This window comes from Defluviimonas sp. D31, assembly GCF_033436765.1.
Taxonomy (GTDB): Bacteria; Pseudomonadota; Alphaproteobacteria; order Rhodobacterales; family Rhodobacteraceae; genus Albidovulum.
The window spans coordinates 305,652-327,441 of sequence record NZ_JAWQFN010000002.1 but is presented as its reverse complement, the minus strand read 5'-3'; the positions used below and the strand labels follow the sequence as shown (position 1 = coordinate 327,441).

Genomic DNA, 21,790 nt, shown 5'->3' with positions numbered 1-21,790 from the left:
TGTGCCCACGGGCTTAACGCGCGGTGAAACCGTGACTTGAGAGTATCGAGGATTTTCCTATATTCCTCCCGACCTCCGGAGGCGCCATGGCACTTGACACACACCACTTGAACTCGCTCGGCCTGCCGAAGCGCCCCGCCGACACGCGGGTCGTGGTCGCCATGTCAGGCGGCGTCGACAGTTCCGTCGTCGCCGCGATGCTGGCCGAGGAAGGTTACGACGTGGTCGGCGTGACGCTGCAGCTCTATGACCACGGAGCCGCACTCGCCCGGAAGGGCGCCTGCTGCGCGGGTCAGGACATCCACGACGCCCGTCGCGTTGCCGAGGCGATGGGTTTCCCGCATTATGTGCTCGATTACGAGAACATGTTCCGCGAGGCAGTGATCGACGAATTCGCCGACGCCTACCTCGCCGGGGCGACGCCGGTGCCCTGCATCCGTTGCAACGAGCGGGTGAAGTTCAAGGATCTCCTGGCGACCGCGAAGGATCTCGATGCCGACTGCATGGCGACCGGGCATTACATCCAGCGTAAACTAGGGCCGAACGGACCGGAACTGCACGCCGCGGCCGATCCGAACCGCGACCAGTCCTATTTCCTGTTCTCGACCACGCCAGAGCAGCTCGCCTATCTGCGCTTTCCGCTCGGCCATCTCGCCTCCAAGGCCGAGACCCGGGCGCTCGCCGCGAAATACGGGCTTTCCGTCGCGGACAAGCCCGACAGCCAGGACATCTGCTTCGTGCCGAACGGCAACTACGCGAGCGTGATCGAAAAGCTGCGCCCCGGCGCGGCCGATCCGGGCGAGATCGTCGATATGGAGGGCAATGTCCTCGGCGAGCACCGGGGCGTGATCCATTACACGATCGGCCAGCGCCGCGGCCTCGGAATCGGCGGGCTTGCCGACCCGCTTTATGTGGTCAAGCTCGACCCCGAAGCGCGCCATGTGGTTGTCGGCCCGAAGGAGGCGCTCGCCACCCGCGTCGTGCCGGTGCGCGAGATCAACTGGCTCGGCGACGGCGCCTTCGAGGGCGCCGGCGAACGGGCCGTCAATGTCCGCATCCGCTCCACTCGGCCACCTCGGCCAGCGGTGATCCGGCCGCTGTCTGCGACCGAGGCGGCGGTGGAACTCCTCGACCCTGAGGAAGGCGTCAGCCCAGGCCAGGCCTGCGTCTTCTACGAACCGGGCACGAGCCGCATCCTTGGCGGCGGCTGGATCTGGCGCGGCGCCTGACACCCTTGATCTTGTTCGAGTTATCCCCCGTGAAACGCCCCGCACCCGCCGTGGGTGCGTCCGGCAGCGATACCCGGAGAAAGAAGAAAGAATGGCCTCAGAGATGCGCGAGGACCGAGCGCGCGGCGCGCAGACCCGGCGCCTCCCCGCCCCGGCCGAGGAGATCCATCGTCGCGTCCATCGCCGCGAGTTGCGCGGCTCGGGCTTCATCGTCGTCGATCAGCCGGCCGAGCGCATTGGCGATCGGGCCGGGCTGACAGGCGGGACCCAGGAACTCCGGGATCGCCCGGGTCTCGGTCACGATGTTGACGAGCGTCGCCGTGTCGATGAGTGCGGCGCGTTTCATCATCCACCAGGTCAAGCGGTTGAAGTCATACGCGATCACCATCGGCACCCGGTTTGCCGCGAGTTCGAGACTGACCGTGCCGGAAGCCGCGAGCGCGAGATCGGCGGCCGCGAAGGCCGCGCGCTTGTCGGCGGTCTCATCGAGGACCAGCGGAACGACCTTCCAGCGCGCCGCCATCTCGCGCACGAGGGCGGCAACGCCGCGCACCGTCGGGATCGCCACGCGCAAGGCTGGCTCGCGGTCCCGGAGCCGGGCAATCGCCTCCTCGAAACGCGGGGCGAGCCGGCTGACCTCGCCGCGCCGCGAGCCGGGCAGGCACAGAAGAAGCGGCTGCTCGGGGCCGATCATGTGGGTTTCGCGGAACTTCGCCGCAGCGTCGGCCGGCGCGACCGGCTCGGCGACGACCGGGTGGCCGACGAAGTCGCAGGTCATCCCGGCGGCTTCCATGTAGGGTGGTTCGAACGGAAAGAGCGCCAGCACATGATCGACGATGGGCGCCATCGCCGCAGCGCGCCCCGGCCGCCAGGCCCAGACCGTGGGCGCCACATAGTGCATGGTCCGGATGTCCGGGTTGGCGGCACGCGCGGCCCTGACGACCCGGAGGCAGAAATCCGGGCTGTCAATGGTGACGAGCGCGTCGGGCCGGATCCGGGTCACCGCTTCCGCGGTTTCGGCGATGCGGCGCTTTAGCTGGCGATACTTCGGCAGCACCTCGATCAGGCCCATGACCGAGAGATCCTCCATCGGAAACAGGCTTTCGAGGCCCTCGGTCTCCATCTTCGCGCCGCCGACGCCGTGGAACGCGACCCCCGGCGCCAGTTCCTTCAGGCCCGCCATCAGCGCGGCACCGAGCGCGTCGCCCGACGCCTCGCCGGCGACAAGGAAGATCTTCACGGCTCGCGTGCCCAGAGGAAGAGGCCCGCCGCCTCGGCCTCGGCAACCATACCCGCGCGGTCGAGGCAGATGACGCCGCCCGCCTCCCAGGCGATTCCGGCGAGACTCGCATGGGCCGCGGCACGCACCGTCGCTGGTCCGAGTGTCGGCAGGTCGATGCGTCGGTCCTGCCCGAATTTCGGCGCCTTGTAGAAGGTGCCCTTCGCTTTGGCTGGATCGCTGCGCAGCCCGGCCGCGTGGCCGGCCACGAAGGCAAGCATCGCGTCGGTACCCGGCAGCGTCTCCACCGCAAGACAGAGGCCCTGCGCCACGACAGCCCCCTGCCCCAGATCGAGTGCGGCGAGTCCGGCGACGATCTCGGCAGCGCGGGCCGCGTCCTTGCGGTCATCCTCGGACGGCGCGCCCGCGAGAAGCCCCGGCCCCGGCACGAGGTCGGGCGCGACGGCGTCGGCGCCCACCACCTCGAACTCCCACTCCTCGAAGATCGCGATCACCTCGCGCAGGAGCGCGTCATCGCCCTTCTGCATCAGGCCGAGCAGGCGTGGCACCAACGTCGCGGTCTTGGGATCGATGAGACCCGGCTCCAGCCGCGGCCGCCGGATCGCGCCGGCGAAGACCACGCGGTCCACGCCCTGATCCGCGAGCCGGTCGAGGAACGGCGCGAGCCTTTCGACCCGGAACCGCACCGGATCGGCATCTGCCAGTTCGGAGGGAAAGCCGTCCAGTTCGGCGACCACATGGTCCTGACCGCTCCGGCGCAGCGCATTCAGAAGGTGGACGGGCAGTCCGCCCTGCCCGGCGATAAGCGCGGTCTTCGTCATCTGGGCGTGAGGAACGAGCGGTCGGAGGGCCCGAGGATGAAATCGAGAACCTCCTGCACGAGCTGGCTGTCGGTGCCGCTCTCGGCGCGCGCACGCGCGGTATCGCGGAAGGTTCCCTGGCCGAGCGCCGAGACGAGATCCCGCAGCGCGGCGATATCGGCGCGGCCAGCGCCGCGGCGCTTGAGCCCCACGAGGTTTAGCCCGTCAAGCACGCCGCGCGGCCCCTGAACAAGTCCGTGCGGGATCACGTCGGCGGTGACCATCGTCACCGCGCCGATCATCGCGCCGCGGCCGATCCGGACGAACTGGTGGACGCCGGAGAGGCCGCCAACGATGACCTCGTCCTCGAGCACGCAGTGCCCGGCCAGCGCCGCATTGTTGACGAGGATGACACGGTTGCCGATCTGGCAGTCATGGGCGACATGGGCGCCCGCCATGAAAAGGCCGTCATCGCCCACCCGGGTCACGCCACCGCCACCGGCGGTGCCGGTGTTCATCGTCACATGTTCGCGGATCCGGTTGCGCGCGCCGATCACGAGCCGCGTCGCCTCGCCCTTGAACTTGAGATCCTGCGGCACCTCACCCAGCGTCGCGAAAGGGAAAATCACCGTGCCGTCACCGACCTCGGTCCGGCCGGTGATCACGGCGTGGCTCTTGACCTCGACGTCGCGACCGAGCGTCACCTCGGGGCCGATCAGGCAGAACGGGCCGATACGACACCCTTCGCCGATCGTTGCGCCGCTCTCGACAATCGCGGCCGGATGGATCTGGACGTTCGCGGCGATCGTCATCTCAGTCCCGAACGTCCAGCATTGCGGTGACCTCGGCCTCGCAGGCGAGCTGGCCCTCGACCACCGCCGCGCCGTGGAACTTCCAGATCTTGCCGCCGCCGCGCTTCACCGTCATCCTCAGCTCCATCACGTCGCCCGGCACCACCTTGCGGCGGAACTTGCAGCCGTCGATCGACATGAAATAAACCAACAGGTCGCGCCCGATCAGGTCGAGCGACACGCCCACGAGCACCGCCGCGGTCTGCGCCATCGCCTCGATGATGGTGACGCCGGGCATGATCGGGGTCTGCGGGAAATGGCCCTGAAAATGCGGCTCGTTGAAGGTGACGTTCTTGATCCCGGTGCAGGAGACGCTCGGGACGATGTCCTTGACCTTGTCGATCAGCAGGAACGGGTAGCGGTGCGGGATGATCCGCTGGATCATGTGGATATCGGCTTCGGTGATCGCTTCGCCGGTCATTATCTGTCTCCCCGCACGGCTGGACTGGTCCGGCCTTGCTAGCAACTCGGCCTTTCACTGGCAAGCGCGACCGCTCAGTTGCCGCCCTGGGCCGTACCGTCGGACCCTGGCGCGTCGGGCACCGCTTCGGGCACGGGCGCGTCGGTGCCGGCGCCGAGGTCGGCATCGACGCGCGCAATCAGCTCGTCGGTGACGTCAATCACGTCGGCGGCAAGGAAGATCGCCCGGGAATCGAGGATCACCACCGCGCCCCTTCCGCGCAACACTTCGCGCAGGGCCGGGAATGCAGCGGCGAAGAACCGCTGGCGTTCGACATCATGCAAGCGGCCGATCTCGCGCGCCTTGGCGTCCTGCGTACGGCGGATCTCCGTCACCTTGGCGTCGAAGGCATCGGCGGCAGCGCGGAATTCCTCGACCGCCATCGTCGGGCGGCGTTCCGTCAGCGCCCGCTCTTCAGCCGTCAGTTCGGCCTCGATGCGGCGGTTCTCCGCGCCGAGCTCGGTCGACGCGGCCTCGATCCGATCCGTGGCGCGCCTGCCCCAGAGCGACTCGGCGAAGAGCCGCTCCTGATCGAGCGTCAGGACAGGGCTCGCGACCGGTTCGGCAATCGCCTCCTGAGCCGGCGCGGGCTGGCCGCCCGCCGTCAGGAGCACCGCAAGAATCGCCGCCCGCAGCCCGCGCATCAGAACTGGGTCGAAACCGTCAGGTCGAAGTTCTGCTCCTGATCGTAGTTTTCCTTCTGCAGCGCCTTGGAGAAGTTGAAGCGCAGCGGGCCAAGGATCGTGTCCCAAAAGACCGAGAAGCCGATCGAGCTGCGCAGCCGCATGCTGTCGTCGATCGCACCGCCTAGCGTGTTGTCGAGCCCCCAGACCGAGCCGATATCGGCGAAGAGACCGCCGGTGATGCCGTATTCCTCCGGCAGGCCGATCGGGAATTCGGCTTCGAGCCGCGCCGCGGCGAAGAAGTTGCCGCCGAGCGCGTCCTGGTTCGGCACCGTCAGATCACGCGGGCCGTAGCCGTTCGACTCAAAGCCGCGCACCTTGCCGTTGCCGCTGAAGCGGTCGATGACGCGGCTGTCGTTGCTCTGGGTTACGACAGCGCCGCCCTCAACCTCGGCCCTGAGCGTCACTTCCTCGCGGAACGCCTTCATCTGGTAGGAGGCGAGGCCCGTCGAGGTGACGGACTGGATGTCGCCGCCAACACCCGCAAAGTCCTGATCGAAGCGCAGCGAGAACGAGCGGTTGGGATCGATTCCGCCGATCCGCGTGTCGTAGCGATAGCCGTAGCCAAGCGCCGAGGTGAGTTCGGAGCCGCGCGCCTCGTCGGCCTTCAGGAGGCTCGAGGAGTTGGGGGAGACCCTGTAGACCTTGTCGTTCGAGATCTTGTAGCGCACCTCGAAACGGCCGAGTTCGCTGACCGGAAACTCGAGCGACGGCGACATGCCGACCCGCTTGGTCGAGTAGAACGAGTTGTTGTTCTCCGAGGTGTTGTAAAAGCCGGTGAAGCGGAACCGCAGGTCACGCCCGAGAAGCCCCGGCTCGACGAATGTGAAAGAACTGTCGCGCGTATCGGCCCCGGCGGCGAGGTTGAGGCTGACGAACTGTCCGCGGCCGAGGAAGTTGTCTTCCGACAGGCCGATCCGGAAACCGACACCATCCGAAACGCTGTAGCTCGCGCCGAAGGTCAGCGAACCCGTAGGCTTTTCCTCTACGTTGACGTCGACGATGACCTGATCGGCCGCGGTTCCCGGACGGGCATCGACGTCGGCGGTCTCGAAGTAGCCAAGAGCACGGATCCGCTCGGCGCCTTGGCGGATCGCGCGCGGGTTGAACGGGTCGCCCTCGACGGTCTTGAACTGGCGCCGAATCACGCGGTCGAGCGTCGTGGCATTGCCCTCGATGTCGATCCGCTCGACGAAAACGCGCGGTCCCTTGGTCAGAGCGAAGGTCACGTCGAGCGTCTGGTTGCGCTCGTTGCGGGTGATGCGCGGCTCGATGTTCATGAAGTTGATGCCCTGACGAAGGGCGATCGCCTCCATCCGGTTGATCGTTGTGTCGATCGATACCGGCGAGTAGGTCGCGCCGGAGCGGATCTTCACGACATCGGCATAGGCGGCCGCATCGACGCCTTCATATTCGCTGACCGTGGTAATGCGGTTGAACTTGTACTGAAGCCCCTCGCGCACGTTGAAGGTCAGGAAGAAGGCATCGCGCTCTCGCGAGAACTCGCGCGCGACCGACAACACCTGGAAGTCGATATAGCCTCGCGAGCGGTAGAAGTCGGACAGGAGCTGCTTGTCGAACTCGATCCGGTCGGCCACATAGGTGTCGCGCTGGATGATGTTGCGCAGAAGACCGGCCTGCTTGGTTTCGAGAACCTGGCGAAGCCGCCGGTCGGAAAAGGCGCGGTTGCCGGTGAAGCCGAGCCGTTCCACCTCGGTCACGCGGCCTTCGCGGATCTCGAAGACGAGATCGACGCGATTGTTGCCGCGGTCGATGATCCGCGGCTCGACCCGCGCGGCGAGGCGCCCGGCCTGGGAATAGGCCTCGGTGATCGCGGCAGCGTCGGCCTCGGCCTGGGCGGCCGAGAAGACGCGGCGCGATTCGGACTTCACGACCTTTTCGAGATCCTCGTCCTTTATGCGCTTGTTGCCCTCGAAGCTGATGACGGCGATCGTCGGATTCTCGGTCACCTTGATCACGAGCGTGCTGCCCGAGGGAACAAGTTCAACGGTTGCGAACAAGCCCGAGGCGGTGAGGCGTTGCACCGCGTCGTTCAACGCGGCATCGCTGACCGCTTCGCCCTGGGCGATTCCGGCAACCTTCACGACTGTGGCCGGATCGATCAGCTGGTTGCCTTCGACCACGACATTCGAGAAGGCGTAGCTCTGCGCCAGCGCCTGACTGAAGAACAAGCCACAAGCCGCTGCGGCAGTTACCAAAAGCGTGGCCCGCACACGACTCCGCTTGCTGCCGCCGACAATTGCTCCGTCGCGCCGCTCCGCCAACATGCTCTGCTCCCGGTGTTCTTTGCCACTGTCCTCTGGCACGTCACTACCGGGAAAGGGGGGGCTTGTCAAAAGGCGCGACGCGGCCCGAAGGGGCCGCGTCGCACAATTCCGGATGCCGTGCCACGCCTCTGGCGATCAGTGCATGTAGGGGCTCTCGGGAGCGTGGAGCTGCGCAATCTCTGAGCCGATCATGGCCCCGCCCGCAAGGCCGACGACGATGGCAAGGGGAATCAGGATCCGGTCCACACCGAGCTGGTAGACCATAGAGAACCCACGGACTCCGCTTTCGATGAGTTGCATGATCAACGCCTCGCTCAAGTTCTTTCGTTGGTGAAGATCCTAGCCGCGAAATAAGGCGGCAATGGGGCGCCGCGCCAGCGGCGAACGGTCGCGGCCCCTCCGCGCCCAGTTCAGCGGCAGAAGAGGTCGTTTGAGAGGCCGAACACCATCAGCGTCAGGACCAGCGCCAGTCCCGCGGCCATCGCGATGTTCATGAACCGGTCCGAGGGCGGCCGTCCGCGCGCCCATTCATAGGCGTGGAACACCAGGTGCCCGCCATCGAGGACCGGGATCGGAAAGAGGTTCAGAAGCCCAATCGCCGTCGAGAGCGCCGCGACGAGGCCGATGAAGGAGATGAGCCCCGCGCTCGCCGCCGCGCCGGTGGCCTGCGCGATCCCGACCGGACCGCTGAGGTTGCAGGTGGAGATGCTCCCCACGATCATGCTGCCGAGCGCAGTGAACGTGGTGTCGACGACACTCCAGGTCTGGAGCAGTCCAGTATTCAATGCCTCGCCGAGACCGGGGCGTCGGGTCGCGGGGTTGAACATGAAGCCGCCCGAGATGCCGATCTGGTAGCCGGTCTCGAACCCGCCATCCTCGGCGGTGACCGGACGCGGGCGCGGGCTGAGCACGGTCTCGAACTCGTTGCCGTCGCGCCAGACGGTCAGCGTGAGCGCGTTGCCCCCGCTCGCCTTGACCACGGCCTGAAGGTCCAGGAAGCGCGGTGTAGGCGTGCCGTTCGCGGCCGTGATGACGTCGCCCTCCTCAAGACCCGCGTCGATCGCCGCGCCGCGCGGCAGCACGCCCATTACCAGCGTCGGGAACAGCGTCGGCCCGACCACCGTCAGTTCGCGCCCGTCGCGCAGCACCCGGTAGTCGACGGTGGCGGCGGCGGGCATCTTGTCCACGAGATCCGCGAGCGCCGGATAGTCGGGCGTCGCGACCCCTTCGACCGCCAGAATCCGGTCGCCGGGTGCCAGGCCGTTCTCGACCGGTACCGGCCGGAGCGACGCGATCTCAGGCGCGTCGGTCGCGATACCGCTGGCAAAGAGCATGCCGCCGAAGACGAGGATCGAAAGGATGAAGTTGAACAGCGGCCCGGCAAAGACCGTGGCCGCACGCGCCCACAGCGGCGCGCCATGCATCGTGTGGCGCCGCTCGGCATCGGAGAGCTGCGACATCGTCGTCTCGTCCGCGCCGGCGGAGGCGGCATTGGCGTCGCCGAGGAACTTCACATAGCCGCCGAAGGGGAACGCGGCGACCTGCCAGCGGGTGCCGCGCTTGTCGACCCGGCTCCAGAGCCGCGGGCCGAAGCCGATCGAGAAGACCTCTGCATGGATGCCCGACCAGCGGCCGACGATGTAATGGCCGTATTCGTGCACGGAAACGATGATCGACAATGCGATGACGAAAACCACCACCGTGTGAAGCGTGTCGCCGAAGCTGCTGATGAGGCCGGGAATATCCAAGTGTCAGGTCCTGCTGATCTTTGCGATCACCTCGCACGCCACGCGGCGCGCTTCGCGATCCGTTTCAAGCACCATATCAAGGCTCGACGGCGTTTTGCCAACCCCGCTGGAGCCGGAAAGCCGCGACAGCACCTCTTCGACGACCCCGGCCATCGCCGTGAATCCGATGCGACCGGCGATGAAGCCGTCCAGCGCCGCTTCCTTCGCGGCGTTGAACGCCGCGCCGGCAAGACCGCCCGCAGCCATAACCTCGCGCGCGAGGCGCATGGCGGGGTAGCGCGCGGGATCGGGCGCCGCGAAGGTCAGCCGGCCGATCTCGGCGAGGTTCAACCGCGCCACCGGCAGGTGCGCGCGCGCCGGCCAATTCAGCGCGTAGCCGATCGCGTGCCGCATGTCGGGCGCGCCAAGATGGCCGATCATGCCGCCGTCGCGGAAGGTCACCAGCGCATGGACGAGGGATTCGGGATGGACGAGGACATCGATCTGCTCAGGCGCCACGCCGAAGAACTCTCGTGTTTCAATGACTTCCAACGCCTTATTGAACATAGAGGCGCTGTCGATCGTGATCCTTTGCCCCATCGCCCAGTTGGGATGGGTCGAGGCTTCCGCCACTGTCGCCCGCGCCAGCCGCTCGAGCGGCCAGTCGCGGAACGCGCCGCCGCTCGCGGTGATCGTGATAAGCTCGACCGCGTCCATCTCCTCGCCGACGAGCGCCTGGAAGACGGCCGAATGCTCGCTGTCCACCGGCAGGATCCGGGCGCCGTGGCGGCGCGCCTCGGCCATCAGCAGCGGCCCGGCGGTGACGAGGCTCTCCTTGTTGGCGAGCGCGAGCGTGCCGCCGTGGGCAAGCGCCCGGAAGCCGGGGACGAGCCCCGCCGCGCCGACGATGCCGGACATCACCCAATCGGCCGGCCTGAGTGCCGCTTCGGCCACAGCTTCCGGCCCGGCGGCGATTTCGATTCCAGTGCCGGCTAGGGCGTCGCGCAGCGCGGGCAGCGCCGCCTCTTCTGCGATTACCGCCACCTCGGGCCGGAGCGCGCGCGCCTGCTCGGCGAGGCGGCGCACATTGCGACCGGCGGTGAGTGCGACCAGCCGGTAGGTTTCGGTCCCGCCCTGCCTGGTCAGAAGGTCGATGGTGCTTTCGCCGATCGACCCGGTCGAGCCGAAAACCGAGACGCTGCGCATGCGTCAGAACCGGACCACGGGCACGTCGACGACTTGCGCCACGAGGAGCATGAAGATCGCCGCGCCGAGGAGCCCGTCGAAGCGGTCCATCAACCCGCCGTGGCCGGGGATGAGATTCGAGCTGTCCTTGACCCCTGCCCGCCGCTTGATCGCGCTTTCGGCGATGTCGCCAAGCTGCGAGAAAAACGCCAGCATGGCCGAAATCCAGAGCAGGTCGATCCCCGCCGTCGATATCCCGAAGAAGATCAGCCCGACCGCCGCGGCCGCGATCCAGCCCGCAACGGTGCCCGACCATGTCTTCTTCGGGCTCACGCGCGGCCAGAACTTCGGCCCGCCGAGCATACGGCCCGCGAAATAGCCGGCGATATCGGTGACCACCACGACAAGCACGAGCCACATGAGCCACAGCATGCCGTAGCCGTCGCGGAAGGCGACGAGCCCGTAGCTCGCGAGCATGATCATCAGCGAGTAGAGGCCGTATTCGAGCCGCATCGGCCGGCCTGGCCGCAGGAATCCCGCCACCGACGGCAGAAGCAGAAGCAGCGGCAGGTAAGGGTTTTCATGCCGCGCCAGCACGATCGACAGCGAGATCGCGGCGAGCGCGCCGAGCGCCACGGCCTCCATCGGGCGGGCACGATCGGTCATCGCCGCCAGTTCCCAGACCATCAGCGCGGCGGCAACCGTGGCCAGGGCCGCGAACCAGAACCCGCCGAGCCACACCAGCGTCAGCCCGCCAACCGCCATGCCAGCGCCCGAGATCAGACGCGGCGCGAGGTCGCCCCATTTTCCAGCAGCGCCACTCATGCCGGCAGCGCGCCGCCGAAGCGCCGTTCGCGCCGGATGAAACGCGACACGATCGTGTCGAGTTCGGCCGGCGTGAAATCGGGCCAGAGCGTGTCGGTGAACTCGTACTCGGCATAGGCCGACTGCCACAGCAGGTAGTTCGAGATCCGCGTCTCGCCGGAAGTGCGGATCACCAGGTCCGGGTCCGGCAGGTCATGGGTGTCGAGCCGCGCCGCGAGCGCCGCCTCGTCGATGTCCTCGGGCGCGAGAAGACCCGCGGCGACATCCTCGGCGAGCTTGCGCGCCGTGCGCACTAACTCGTCGCGGCCTCCGTAATTGATCGCGACCGTGAGATGCAGGAGGTCGTTGCCGGCGGTCTTCTCCTCGATTCCCGCCATCAGCTTCTGCAGCTTCTTGTCGAGCCGTTCGCGCCCGCCGATGAAACGCAGGCGCACGCCCTCGGCCGACAGTCGCTCGGCCTCGGATTGGATGTAGCGCGCGAAGATCGTCATCAGCCCGATGACCTCGTCAGTCGAGCGTTTCCAGTTCTCTGTCGAGAACGCGTAGAGGGTGAGATAGCGGATGCCGAGCCCCGGCGCGGCCTCGACGATCGAGCGCACCCGCTCGGCGCCGCGGCGGTGGCCGACGAGCCGCGGCCAACCGCGGCTCGTGGCCCAGCGACCGTTGCCATCCATGATGATGGCCACATGCGCCGGCGCGCTGCCCGTGATGTCCTTAGCGGCCATCGGCCCTGCCCTTTCCGCCCCCAAGCAGATCCTCAGACCTGCATGATCTCCGCCTGCTTTTCTTCGAGCGCCTTGTCGACGGAGGCGATGTGCTTGTCGGTCAGCCCCTGGACTTCGTCGTGCCAGAACTTCTGGTCGTCCTCGCTCATCCCGTCGCCCTTAGCCTTCTTGATCTGGTCCATGCCGTCACGGCGCACGTTGCGGATCGCGACGCGGGCATGTTCGGCATAGTTCGAGGCGACCTTGGTCAGTTCGCGACGGCGTTCCTCGTTCAGCTCGGGGATCGGCAGCATTATGATCGTGCCGTTGAGCTGGGGATTGATGCCGAGGCCCGAGTCGCGGATCGCCTTCTCGACCTTGGAGACCAGCGCCTTGTCCCAGACGTTGATCGTGACCATGCGCGGCTCGGGCACGTTGATCGTGCCGACCTGGTTGATCGGCGTCATCGCGCCGTAAGCGTCGACCATTACCGGTTCGACCATCGACGCAGAGGCGCGGCCGGTGCGTAGGCTCGCGAATTCATGGCGCAGCGCGGTCATCGCGCCGTCCATGCGGCGTTCAAGGTCGTCGATGTCGATCTCGATGTCGTCGGACATGGGTTATCCCGTTGGTAATGTCGTCAACTGTGCGTCGCGCCCTTTGTACCCGCAGGGCGCGCATAATGATATAGGGTCAGGCGGCGACCAGCGTATAGGTCCCGTCGCCGGCCAGTATGCCGCGGAAGCCGCCCGGCTCGTCGAGCGAGAAGACGACGATCGGCAGGTGGTTGTCCCGCGCGAGCGCGATCGCCGAGGCGTCCATCACGCCGAGATGCTTCTGCAGCACCTCGTCGTAGCTCACCCGGTCGTAGCGTTTGGCGTCCGCGTGCTTCTTGGGATCCTTGTCGTACACGCCGTCGACCTTGGTGCCCTTGAAGATCGCCTCGCAGCCCATCTCGTTGGCGCGGAGCGTCGCGGCGGTGTCGGTGGTGAAATAGGGGTTTCCGGTGCCGGCGGCGAAGATGCAGACCCGCTTTTTCTCGAGGTGCCGGATCGCGCGGCGGCGGATATAGGGCTCGCAGACCTGGTCCATCGGGATGGCCGAGATCACGCGGGTATGGATCTTCAGCGCCTCGAGCGCCGCCTGCATCGCGAGCGCGTTCATCACGGTGGCGAGCATGCCCATGTAGTCGGCCGTCGCCCGCTCCATCCCCTGAGCGGAGCCCTGAAGCCCGCGGAAGATGTTGCCGCCGCCGATCACCATGCAGATCTCGACGCCAAGATCGTGGACCGACTTGACCTCGGCGGCGATGCGATTGACGGTGGGAGGGTGAAGTCCGTAGCCCTGATCACCCATCAGCGCCTCTCCCGATATCTTCAGAAGCACACGCTTGTAAGTGACCCTGGGTTCTTGCGCCCCTTCCATATTCCGCTCCGCTTGCCGCCCCGATCGTTCCGACGCAAAATGGAGGAATTCGGCGGCAGGTTCAACCTCGGTCGGCCCGAAACCCGGCGCTAAACCGGGCGCGCGCCCGGGAAAACCGCAAGAACGGCAGGCAACACACTGTTTTCTCTAAACGAAATAGATCCAGACAAGCCGGTTCTGATCGCCGGACCGACCGCGTCGGGCAAATCCGCGCTGGCGATCGAAATCGCTGCCTTGCAGGGCGGCGTCATCGTCAATGCCGACGCGCTGCAGGTCTGGGACTGCTGGCGGAGTCTGTCCGCCCGCCCCGCGCCCGAGGAGGAGGCGCGCGCGCCGCACCGGCTTTACGGGCACCTGCCGCGCGGCGCTCCATATTCGGTCGGCCACTGGCTGCGCGAGGTGGCACCGATCCTTTCCGGGCCCGCGCGGCCGATCATCGTCGGCGGAACGGGTCTTTATCTGAGCGCCCTGACCGAGGGGCTGGCCGAGATCCCGCCCGTGCCGCCGGAGGTCCGCGCGGAAGCCGACCGATTCCTCGCCGGCGGCGGCTTCGAGGCTATGCTGGCCGCGCTGGATCCGGAAACCGCGGCGCGGATCGACCGGAGGAACCCGGCACGGGTGCAACGCGCCTGGGAGGTCGCCCGCGCCACCGGCCGCGGCCTCGCGGCCTGGCAGGACGAGACCGGCCCGCCGCTCCTGCCGCTGGAACACACGGTGCCGATCGTGCTCGACGCCGACCGCGACTGGCTGGCCGACCGGATCGACCGGCGCTTCGAAGCGATGGTGGCGGAGGGCGCGCTCGACGAGGTGCGCAGCGTGCTCGCGGACTGGGATCCGGCCGCGCTCTGGGCCCGCGCGATCGGCGCACCGGAACTCGTCGCGCATCTGCGCGGCGAGACCGATCTGGACACCGCCATAGGCCTCGCGCAGGCGGCGAGCCGGCAATACGCCAAGCGCCAGCGCAGCTGGTTTCGCGGCCGGATGAAGGCATGGCGCTGGCTGGCGCGGCCGTGACCGTTCGGCTACGGACCGCCGAAACGGGCGGTATGCGAACTTTTTTCCTTGGGATGGTCGGCCCGGATGCCTAAACTCCGCAACGCCTCGGGACCGCTCCGCAGCCGCCGCCGGGGCAGCCGTGTCGACCCCGGGAACCCAGCCGTTGAAACTGTTTAGCGGAACACCACTGTCGCAGTTCGCCGACCCGCCGCCCCCGGACCGGCCGCGGGCGGATGGCGCCGACCCCGAGCGACGCCCCGCCGCCCCGGACACGGTGCCGTCCAGATCGCGGGAAGCGTCGGTGCGGGTCGTGTCGATCGCGCGGCTCGTAGCGGGCGGGCGCTGGCGGGTCGAGGCGATGCGGTCGCTGAGCGAGCCGCTCCTGCTCTGGTTCACGCGCGGCCAGGGCCGGATCACCGTCGACGGCGTGACGCGGGGCTACGGCGCCCACAATGCGATCTTCATCCCGGCCGGCGCGATGCACGGCTTCGAGGTCGGCGGCCAGAGCTTCGGCACCGCCGTCTTCTTCGGACATGGCCGCGATCTCGTGCTGCCCGCAGACACACAGCACCTGAGGATCCGCGATGCCAGCCCTCAGGCCGAGCTTTCGGGCCTGATCGACAACATTCAGCGCGAGCTGGACAGCGGCAAACCCGCCGCGGCCCGTGCCGCGCACCACCATGTCGGCCTGCTCAGCGTGTGGCTCGAACGCCATGCCGATACCCAGGCGGCGGCCACGAAACCCGACGCCGCGCGCCGGCTCGCGGGACGGTTCGCGGCCCTTCTCGAACGCGACTTCCGCTCGGGCAAGGGAGTCGCCGCCTATGCCAGCGAACTCGGCGTGACGCCGACTCACCTCACCCGCGTCTGCAACCAGACCTGCGGCCGCTCGGCCTCCGACCTCCTGCACGACCGGGTGATCTACGAAGCGCGGGTCCTGCTCAGCGAGACCCGCCTTCCGATAGGGCATATATCCGAAACGCTGGGCTTTGCCTCTGCTGCCTATTTTACCCGCGCGTTCCAGCACCGGACCGGAAAAACGCCCTCGGCATTTCGCCGCACCGGCTGAATACCGACGCGCGACGCCGCGTCGCAATTCGCCCAAAAGTGACGGAATCGGCAATTGACGCCGGGGAAAAAAGAATGCGCAATGCGCGGGTGAGCAATTTCATTGCGCTGCGGATCAGCCTAAAGGGCCAGACGTTGCGTAGGGATGAGTGAAAGTCTCGCAGGGAGGAAAGCGAATGACCAAGCACCACACGCCGGAGATCCATCCGGCGGCCGTCAAATACGCCGAAGAATGCAAGGCGGGCGATCTGAGCCGCCGCGAGTTCATGACCCGGGCCTCCGCGCTCGGCGTCTCCAGCGCCGCCGCCTACGGCCTGCTGGGCCTGGCCGCGCCGAAGGCGATCGCGCAGGAAGCCAAGGCCGGCGGCACGGTCCGCTGCCAGCTCGAGACCAAGGCGCTCAAGGATCCGCGCACCTACGACTGGTCGGAACTGGCGAACTTCAGCCGCGGCTGGCTGGAATACCTCATTGAATACAACAATGATGGCACCTTCCGCGGCATGCTTCTGGAAAGCTGGGAGGCCAACGAGGACGCCACCGAATACACGCTCAAGCTTCGCCAGGGCGTGAAGTGGAACAACGGCGACGACTTCACCGCCGACGACGTGGCCAACAACATCACCCGCTGGTGCGACGGCAATGTCGAGGGCAACTCGATGGCCGCCCGGATGGCCAGCCTCGTCGACGAGGCGACCAAGACGGCCCGCGAAGGCGCGATCACTGTTGTCGATCCGCACACCGTGAAGTTGACGCTCAACAAGCCGGACATCACGGTCATTCCGGGCATGGCGGACTACCCCGCGGCGGTCGTGCATTCGAGCTACGACGGCGGCGATCCGGCGGCCAACCCGATCGGCACCGGGCCCTACATGCCCGCATCGAACGAGGTCGGCGTCAAACAGGTTCTGGTCCTCAACCCGGACGTCACCTGGTGGGGCACCGAGGTCTACGGCGGCCCCTATGTCGAACGCGTCGAGTACATCGACCTCGGCACCGACCCGTCGTCCTTCCTGGCCGCGGCCGAGGCCGACGAGATCGACATGGTGCACCGCACCGACGGCGACTTCGTCGAGATCTTCGACAGCATCGGCTGGACCAAGTCGGAGGCCGTCACCTCGGCGACGATCGCGGTGCGCTTCAACCAGGCCTCGGCGCCCTATGACAATCTCCAGGTTCGCAAGGCGCTGCAGCTGGCGGTCGACAACGCGGTGGTGCTGGAGCTTGGCTACGCCAATCTCGGCTCGCCGGCCGAAAACCACCATGTCTGCCCGATCCACCCGGAATATGCCGAACTGCCGCCGCTGACGGTCGATCCGGCCGGGGCGAAGGCGATGCTGGACGAAGCCGGCCAGGGCGACACCGAGTTCGAGCTGATCTCGGTTGATGACGGCTGGCAGGCGGCGACCTGCGACACCGTGGCGGCGCAGCTACGCGACGCTGGCCTGAACGTGAAGCGGACGATCCTTCCCGGTTCGACCTTCTGGAACGACTGGACCAAGTATCCGTTCTCGGCCACCGAGTGGAACATGCGCCCGCTGGGTGTCCAGGTTCTGGCACTCGCCTACACGTCCGGCGCGGCCTGGAACGAGACCGCCTTCGCCAATGCCGAGTTCGACTCGCTCCTCGCCGAGGCTATGGCGATCGCCGATGCCGATGCCCGGCGCGAGGTGATGGCCAAGATCCAGAAGCTGATGCAGGACGAGGGCGTGCTGATCCAGCCCTACTGGCGCTCGATCTACCGCCACTTCAAGGAGAACCTGCGCGCCACCGACATGCACGCGACCTTCGAGCATCACCACTACAAGTGGTGGATCGACGCGTAAGCGTGACTCTCGGGGGGCGCCGCGCCACCGCGGCGCCCCACCCGCGACATCGACAGTGTCGTCCCGCCCAACCTGCGCTCGCGCCGGACGAGAAGGGAATTACCCATGCTGCCGTTCCTGCTCAAACGGATTTTCACGATGATTCTGACGGCCCTGTGCCTCACCTTCGTCGTGTTCTACCTCACCAACCTGCCACCCAACCTTGAGAAGCTCGCGAAATCGGAAGCGGGATCGCGGATCACCGACGACGAGGTCGCAAGCTGGCTGGAACGGAACGGCTACGCCAGCCCGATGATCTTGCGCTATGGCGAATGGCTCGGCGTGGTGCCGGGTTGGACCACGGCCGACGCGGACGGGAAGGTCGTAGCGGGCCGCTGCATCGAGAAAGGTCAGGATCCGGCGACCGCGGCCCGCTTTTGCGGCATCCTACAGGGCGATTGGGGCTTCTCCAGCGTCTTCAAGGACGATGTCTCGAAGATCATCGGCGTGCGCCTGACCCTGACCGGCATCCTGATGTTCTGGGTCATGGTGACGATGGTGCCGGTCTCGCTCCTCATCGGGATCCTTGCGGGCATGCGCGAGGGCTCGCGGCTCGATCGCTCGCTCTCGACCTTCTCGATCTCGACGGCGGCGACGCCGGAATATGTCTCCGGCGTCATCCTGATCGCGATCTTTGCCTCCTCGATCACCGGGCTGAAATGGTTCAAGGGCTCGGCCGCCTCGGCGATGGACGGGATCACCTTCGAGAACTTCTTCCTGCCGGTCCTGACCATCGCGCTCTATGGCGTCGGCCAGGTCGCGCGGATGACCCGTGCCTCGATGGCCGAGGTGATGACCGCGCAATACATCCGGACTGCGCGCCTGAAGGGCGTGAGCTTCGCCAATGTCGTGATCAAGCACGCGCTCAGGAACGCGCTGATCGCCCCCTTCACCGTGATCATGCTTCTGTTCCCCTGGCTCCTGAACGGCGTCGTCATCGTCGAGACCCTGTTCAGCTACAAGGGCTTCGGCTGGACCCTGGTCTCGGCCGCCGGCAACAACGACATCGAACTCTTGCTCGGCTGCTCGGTCGTCGCGGTGTTCGTGGTGCTCGTCACCCAGCTGATCTCCGATATTGGCTACGTCTTCCTCAATCCCAGAATCAGGATAAGCTGACATGCAGGACCTCGGATGGAGCGGAATTCTCGTCGGGATCCTGAAGAACTTTCTTCCGGTCTGGATCTCTCTTGTCGTGCTTTTCGCGGTCTCGATCCGCTACAAGCGCCGGCTTGGCCTCTATGGCAAGCTCTTCGACTCGCCGATTGCGATGATAGGCTTCGCGCTGGTGATGTTCTGGGTCTTTACCGCGATCTTCGCGGATCTCATCGTCACCCATGACCCGTTGGCGCAGATCAGTCAGATGAAGAACAAGCTGCCCGGCACGGTGCAGCCCGACGGCGCAAACTGGTACCTGCTCGGCGGTGACCATCTCGGTCGCGACGTCTTCAGCCGGGTTGTCGAGGGAAGCCGTATCGTGGTTCAGATCGCGCCCCTGGCGACGCTCTTCGCCTTCATGGTGGGGATCTCGCTCGGGCTGCCGGCGGGCTACTACGGCGGCAGGCTCGACACCTTCCTGTCGTTCCTCGCCAACCTGATCCTCGCCTTCCCGGTAATCCTGCTGTTCTACCTTCTGGTCACGCCGGAGATCGTCGAGACCGGGATGCCGCAATACATGGCGCTGGTGCTGTTCCTGTTCCCGATCGCCTTCCTCATGGTGCTGGTGAACTCGCGCTACTACGTAGTGCCGGAGTTCCGCACCAAGGTCCTGCTGGTGATCGCGGTGGTGGGTGGTTATCTCTACCTGTCGCTCGTCGGCGAGGTCGGCACCAAGGTCGCGGTTCTGCCGAACGCGCTCGACATCATCCATGTGCCGGGCAACATCCTGATCGTCTTCGTCTCGGTCGTGTTCGTGAACTCTCCGACCGTGTTCCGGATCATCCGCGGCATCGTCCTCGACATCAAGACGCGCGACTATGTGTCGGCCGCCCAGACCCGCGGCGAACGACCCTGGTACATCATGCTATGGGAGATCCTGCCGAACGCGCGGGGGCCGCTGATCGTCGATTTCTGCCTCCGGATCGGCTACACGACGATCCTCCTCGGGACCCTCGGCTTCTTCGGCCTCGGCCTCAGCCCGGAAAGCCCCGACTGGGGATCGACGATCAATGCCGGCCGCAAGCTCCTCACCATCGCGCCGCATCCGGCGATCGTGCCCGCGCTCGCGCTGATGAGCCTGGTTCTCGGCCTCAACCTTCTCGCGGACGGCCTTCGCGAAGAAAGCCTCAGGGATTAAGGGGGATACGGTATGTCGACAAAGGACTATGACGGCCCGATCCTGGAGATCGAGAACCTTTCGATCAGCTTCTTCACCCGGCTGCGCGAAATCCCTGCGGTGATGGATTTCTCCTGCACGGTGCAGCCCGGCGAGGCGATGGGGCTCGTGGGCGAATCCGGTTGCGGCAAGTCGACCGTCGCGCTCGCGGTAATGCGCGACCTTGGCAAGAACGGCCGCATCGTTGGCGGCACGATCAAGTTCAAGGGCCGCGACCTCACCACGATGTCGGAGGAGGAGCTGCGCGATATCCGCGGCTCCGAGATCGCGATGATCTACCAGGAGCCGATGGCCTCGCTGAATCCGGCGATGAAGATCGGCAAGCAGCTCATGGAAGTGCCGATGATCCATGAGGGCGTTTCGAAGGAGGAAGCCTACGACCGCGCGCTCGAAGTCGTGACCGACGTGCGCCTGCCCGACCCCGAGCGGATCCTGAAGAGCTACCCGCACCAGTTGTCCGGCGGCCAGCAGCAGCGCATCGTCATCGCCATGGCGCTGATGTCGAAGCCATCCCTTCTGATCCTCGACGAGCCGACGACCGCGCTCGACGTCACCGTCGAGGCCGCGGTGGTCGATCTCGTCAAGGATCTCGGCAAGAAATACGGCACGTCGATGCTGTTCATCTCACACAACCTCGGGCTCGTCCTCGAGGTCTGCAACCGGCTTTGCGTGATGTATTCCGGCGAGGCGGTGGAGACGGGATCGATCAAGGATGTCTTCGACAAGATGCAGCATCCCTACACCCAGGCGCTCTTCCGCTCGATCCCGCTGCCGGGCGCGGACAAGAACGCACGGCCGCTCGTGGCGATTCCGGGGAACTTCCCCCTGCCCCACGAACGGCCGAACGGCTGCAACTTCGGCCCGCGCTGCGACTACTTCCAGGCCGGCCGCTGCGATGCCAGCGAGATCCCGATGTTCCCGGTCGAGGGCCACGACCGCCACGATACCCGCTGCCTCAAGGTCGCCGAGATCGACTGGAACGCGCCGCTCGTCGCGTCCAAGACCACCGAGAAGGCTCCCGTCGGCGATGTCGTGCTGAAGATGGACGACCTCAGAAAATACTACGAGGTCAGCGCCAACGCGCTCTTCGGCGGCAGCACCAAGGTGGTGAAGGCCAACGAGACCCTGAGCTTCGAGGCGCACGAGGGCGAGACACTGGCCATCGTCGGCGAGTCCGGCTGCGGCAAGTCGACCTTCGCCAAGGTTCTGATGGGGCTCGAAACGGCGACCTCCGGCCAGATCCTGCTCCACAACCACGAGATACAGTCGACGCCGATCCAGGATCGCTCGACCGAGACGGTGTCGAGCGTGCAGATGGTGTTCCAGAACCCGTTCGACACGCTCAACCCCTCGATGACGGTGGGACGCCAGATCATCCGGGCGCTGGAGATCTTTGGACAGGGCAATTCCGACGACGAGCGGCGCGACCGGATGCTGGAGCTTCTCGACCTCGTGAAGCTGCCGCGCGCCTTCGCCGAGCGGATGCCGCGCCAGCTTTCGGGCGGTCAGAAGCAGCGCGTCGGCATCGCCCGCGCCTTCGCCGGCGGCGCCAAGATCGTCGTGGCGGACGAGCCGGTCTCGGCGCTCGACGTCTCGGTTCAGGCCGCGGTCACCGACCTCCTGATGGAGATCCAGCGCGAGAACAAGACGACGCTGCTCTTCATTTCCCATGACCTCTCGATCGTGCGCTATCTCTCCGACAGGGTGATGGTGATGTATCTCGGCCATGTGGTGGAGCTGGGTTCGACAGACCAGGTCTTCGCACCGCCCTACCATCCCTATACCGAGGCATTGCTGTCGGCGGTTCCGATTGCCGACACCCATGTCGAGAAGAAACGGATCGTGCTCGAGGGCGACATTCCGTCGGCGATGAATCCGCCGCCGGGCTGCCCGTTCCAGACCCGCTGCCGCTGGAAGTCCAAGGTGCCGGGCGGGCTGTGCGACAAGGAGGTGCCGCCGTTCCGGACGCTTGCCGACGGGCATCAGGTCAAGTGCCACCTCTCCGACGAGGTGCTCGGCTCGATGGAGCCGGTGATCAAGATCGCCGCGGAGTGAGCCTGCGCGTCGCGCCCTATGCGGCGCGGCGCTTGATGCGGCGGGCCGAAACGTCCTATG

General features: G+C 66.5%; 20 protein-coding genes. 7 read left to right on the top strand and 13 right to left on the bottom strand.

The window, feature by feature from the left end:
- Nucleotides 1–86 precede the first annotated feature (86 nt).
- Nucleotides 87–1,229: a tRNA 2-thiouridine(34) synthase MnmA gene (mnmA, locus tag R5H32_RS05310; RefSeq protein WP_318337641.1), complete on the top strand. Its 1,143-nt coding sequence runs from the start codon at nucleotides 87–89 to the stop codon at nucleotides 1,227–1,229.
- 97 nt (nucleotides 1,230–1,326) lie between these two features.
- Here mnmA and lpxB read toward each other — a convergent pair whose 3' ends face one another.
- The 13 genes from lpxB to pyrH all read right to left on the bottom strand — a co-directional run bounded on the left by lpxB (nucleotide 1,327) and on the right by pyrH (nucleotide 13,417).
- Nucleotides 1,327–2,469, bottom strand: a complete 1,143-nt coding sequence (gene lpxB, locus R5H32_RS05305) for a lipid-A-disaccharide synthase (protein WP_318337640.1) — start codon at nucleotides 2,467–2,469, stop codon at nucleotides 1,327–1,329.
- Nucleotides 2,466–3,290, bottom strand: coding sequence for an LpxI family protein (locus tag R5H32_RS05300; protein WP_318337639.1), 825 nt, complete (start codon nucleotides 3,288–3,290; stop codon nucleotides 2,466–2,468). Before R5H32_RS05300 ends, lpxB begins: the two co-directional genes overlap by 4 nt.
- Nucleotides 3,287–4,081, bottom strand: coding sequence for an acyl-ACP--UDP-N-acetylglucosamine O-acyltransferase (gene lpxA, locus R5H32_RS05295; protein WP_318337638.1), 795 nt, complete (start codon nucleotides 4,079–4,081; stop codon nucleotides 3,287–3,289). The genes R5H32_RS05300 and lpxA overlap by 4 nt, the downstream gene beginning before the upstream one ends.
- Before the next feature lies 1 nt (nucleotide 4,082).
- Nucleotides 4,083–4,541 carry a 3-hydroxyacyl-ACP dehydratase FabZ gene (fabZ, locus tag R5H32_RS05290; protein WP_318337637.1) on the bottom strand — a complete coding sequence of 153 codons (459 nt, stop codon included), beginning with the start codon at nucleotides 4,539–4,541 and terminating at the stop codon, nucleotides 4,083–4,085.
- 74 nt (nucleotides 4,542–4,615) lie between these two features.
- A complete protein-coding gene (locus R5H32_RS05285) occupies nucleotides 4,616–5,224 on the bottom strand; it encodes an OmpH family outer membrane protein (protein WP_318337636.1) in 609 nt (202 codons plus the stop codon).
- Nucleotides 5,224–7,551 carry an outer membrane protein assembly factor BamA gene (gene bamA / locus R5H32_RS05280; RefSeq protein WP_318337635.1) on the bottom strand — a complete coding sequence of 776 codons (2,328 nt, stop codon included), beginning with the start codon at nucleotides 7,549–7,551 and terminating at the stop codon, nucleotides 5,224–5,226. Before bamA ends, R5H32_RS05285 begins: the two co-directional genes overlap by 1 nt.
- A gap of 135 nt (nucleotides 7,552–7,686) precedes the next feature.
- Entirely contained in the window at nucleotides 7,687–7,851 is a 165-nt protein-coding gene (locus R5H32_RS05275; RefSeq protein ID WP_318337634.1) for a hypothetical protein, read from the bottom strand.
- 110 nt (nucleotides 7,852–7,961) lie between these two features.
- Nucleotides 7,962–9,299 (bottom strand): RIP metalloprotease RseP, encoded by a 1,338-nt coding sequence (gene rseP / locus R5H32_RS05270; RefSeq protein ID WP_318337633.1) that lies wholly within the window; start codon nucleotides 9,297–9,299, stop codon nucleotides 7,962–7,964.
- Between the two features lie 3 nt (nucleotides 9,300–9,302).
- Nucleotides 9,303–10,484: a 1-deoxy-D-xylulose-5-phosphate reductoisomerase gene (gene dxr, locus R5H32_RS05265; protein WP_318337632.1), complete on the bottom strand. Its 1,182-nt coding sequence runs from the start codon at nucleotides 10,482–10,484 to the stop codon at nucleotides 9,303–9,305.
- A 3-nt stretch (nucleotides 10,485–10,487) separates the two neighbouring features.
- Nucleotides 10,488–11,288 (bottom strand): phosphatidate cytidylyltransferase, encoded by an 801-nt coding sequence (locus R5H32_RS05260; RefSeq protein ID WP_318337631.1) that lies wholly within the window; start codon nucleotides 11,286–11,288, stop codon nucleotides 10,488–10,490.
- Complete coding sequence (gene uppS / locus R5H32_RS05255) at nucleotides 11,285–12,013, bottom strand: polyprenyl diphosphate synthase (RefSeq protein ID WP_318337630.1); 729 nt, start codon at nucleotides 12,011–12,013, stop codon at nucleotides 11,285–11,287. The genes R5H32_RS05260 and uppS overlap by 4 nt, the downstream gene beginning before the upstream one ends.
- Before the next feature lie 32 nt (nucleotides 12,014–12,045).
- Nucleotides 12,046–12,609, bottom strand: a complete 564-nt coding sequence (frr, locus tag R5H32_RS05250) for a ribosome recycling factor (protein WP_318337629.1) — start codon at nucleotides 12,607–12,609, stop codon at nucleotides 12,046–12,048.
- A 76-nt stretch (nucleotides 12,610–12,685) separates the two neighbouring features.
- A complete protein-coding gene (pyrH, locus tag R5H32_RS05245) occupies nucleotides 12,686–13,417 on the bottom strand; it encodes a UMP kinase (protein ID WP_318337628.1) in 732 nt (243 codons plus the stop codon).
- Nucleotides 13,418–13,555: 138 nt separating this feature from the next.
- Here pyrH and miaA point away from each other — a divergent pair, with 138 nt between their 5' ends.
- The 6 genes from miaA (at nucleotide 13,556) to R5H32_RS05215 (ending at nucleotide 21,730) form a co-directional block, all read left to right on the top strand.
- Nucleotides 13,556–14,431, top strand: a complete 876-nt coding sequence (gene miaA, locus R5H32_RS05240) for a tRNA (adenosine(37)-N6)-dimethylallyltransferase MiaA (protein WP_318337862.1) — start codon at nucleotides 13,556–13,558, stop codon at nucleotides 14,429–14,431.
- A gap of 283 nt (nucleotides 14,432–14,714) precedes the next feature.
- Entirely contained in the window at nucleotides 14,715–15,482 is a 768-nt protein-coding gene (locus tag R5H32_RS05235) for an AraC family transcriptional regulator (RefSeq protein ID WP_318337627.1), read from the top strand.
- 175 nt (nucleotides 15,483–15,657) lie between these two features.
- On the top strand, nucleotides 15,658–17,304 hold the full coding sequence (locus R5H32_RS05230) for an ABC transporter substrate-binding protein (protein ID WP_318337626.1): 1,647 nt from the start codon (nucleotides 15,658–15,660) through the stop codon (nucleotides 17,302–17,304).
- A gap of 105 nt (nucleotides 17,305–17,409) precedes the next feature.
- Entirely contained in the window at nucleotides 17,410–18,459 is a 1,050-nt protein-coding gene (locus R5H32_RS05225) for an ABC transporter permease (RefSeq protein WP_318337625.1), read from the top strand.
- 1 nt (nucleotide 18,460) lies between these two features.
- Nucleotides 18,461–19,636, top strand: a complete 1,176-nt coding sequence (locus R5H32_RS05220; RefSeq protein ID WP_318337624.1) for an ABC transporter permease — start codon at nucleotides 18,461–18,463, stop codon at nucleotides 19,634–19,636.
- Nucleotides 19,637–19,648: 12 nt separating this feature from the next.
- The gene (locus R5H32_RS05215) at nucleotides 19,649–21,730 is read left to right on the top strand and encodes an ABC transporter ATP-binding protein (RefSeq protein WP_318337623.1); all 2,082 of its coding nucleotides are present in this window, start codon (nucleotides 19,649–19,651) and stop codon (nucleotides 21,728–21,730) included.
- Nucleotides 21,731–21,790 lie beyond the last annotated feature (60 nt).

Excerpts from the sequence above, each read along its gene's own strand:
- mnmA (WP_318337641.1), top strand. The coding sequence starts at position 87 with ATGGCACTTGACACACACCACTTGAACTCGCTCGGCCTGCCGAAGCGC.
- R5H32_RS05300 (WP_318337639.1), bottom strand. The coding sequence starts at position 3,290 with ATGACGAAGACCGCGCTTATCGCCGGGCAGGGCGGACTGCCCGTCCAC.
- lpxA (WP_318337638.1), bottom strand. The coding sequence starts at position 4,081 with ATGACGATCGCCGCGAACGTCCAGATCCATCCGGCCGCGATTGTCGAG.
- fabZ (WP_318337637.1), bottom strand. The coding sequence starts at position 4,541 with ATGACCGGCGAAGCGATCACCGAAGCCGATATCCACATGATCCAGCGG.
- R5H32_RS05285 (WP_318337636.1), bottom strand. The coding sequence starts at position 5,224 with ATGCGCGGGCTGCGGGCGGCGATTCTTGCGGTGCTCCTGACGGCGGGC.
- bamA (WP_318337635.1), bottom strand. The coding sequence starts at position 7,551 with ATGTTGGCGGAGCGGCGCGACGGAGCAATTGTCGGCGGCAGCAAGCGG.
- R5H32_RS05275 (WP_318337634.1), bottom strand. The coding sequence starts at position 7,851 with ATGCAACTCATCGAAAGCGGAGTCCGTGGGTTCTCTATGGTCTACCAG.
- dxr (WP_318337632.1), bottom strand. The coding sequence starts at position 10,484 with ATGCGCAGCGTCTCGGTTTTCGGCTCGACCGGGTCGATCGGCGAAAGC.
- R5H32_RS05260 (WP_318337631.1), bottom strand. The coding sequence starts at position 11,288 with ATGAGTGGCGCTGCTGGAAAATGGGGCGACCTCGCGCCGCGTCTGATC.
- uppS (WP_318337630.1), bottom strand. The coding sequence starts at position 12,013 with ATGGCCGCTAAGGACATCACGGGCAGCGCGCCGGCGCATGTGGCCATC.
- frr (WP_318337629.1), bottom strand. The coding sequence starts at position 12,609 with ATGTCCGACGACATCGAGATCGACATCGACGACCTTGAACGCCGCATG.
- pyrH (WP_318337628.1), bottom strand. The coding sequence starts at position 13,417 with ATGGAAGGGGCGCAAGAACCCAGGGTCACTTACAAGCGTGTGCTTCTG.
- R5H32_RS05230 (WP_318337626.1), top strand. The coding sequence starts at position 15,658 with ATGACCAAGCACCACACGCCGGAGATCCATCCGGCGGCCGTCAAATAC.
- R5H32_RS05225 (WP_318337625.1), top strand. The coding sequence starts at position 17,410 with ATGCTGCCGTTCCTGCTCAAACGGATTTTCACGATGATTCTGACGGCC.
- R5H32_RS05220 (WP_318337624.1), top strand. The coding sequence starts at position 18,461 with ATGCAGGACCTCGGATGGAGCGGAATTCTCGTCGGGATCCTGAAGAAC.
- R5H32_RS05215 (WP_318337623.1), top strand. The coding sequence starts at position 19,649 with ATGTCGACAAAGGACTATGACGGCCCGATCCTGGAGATCGAGAACCTT.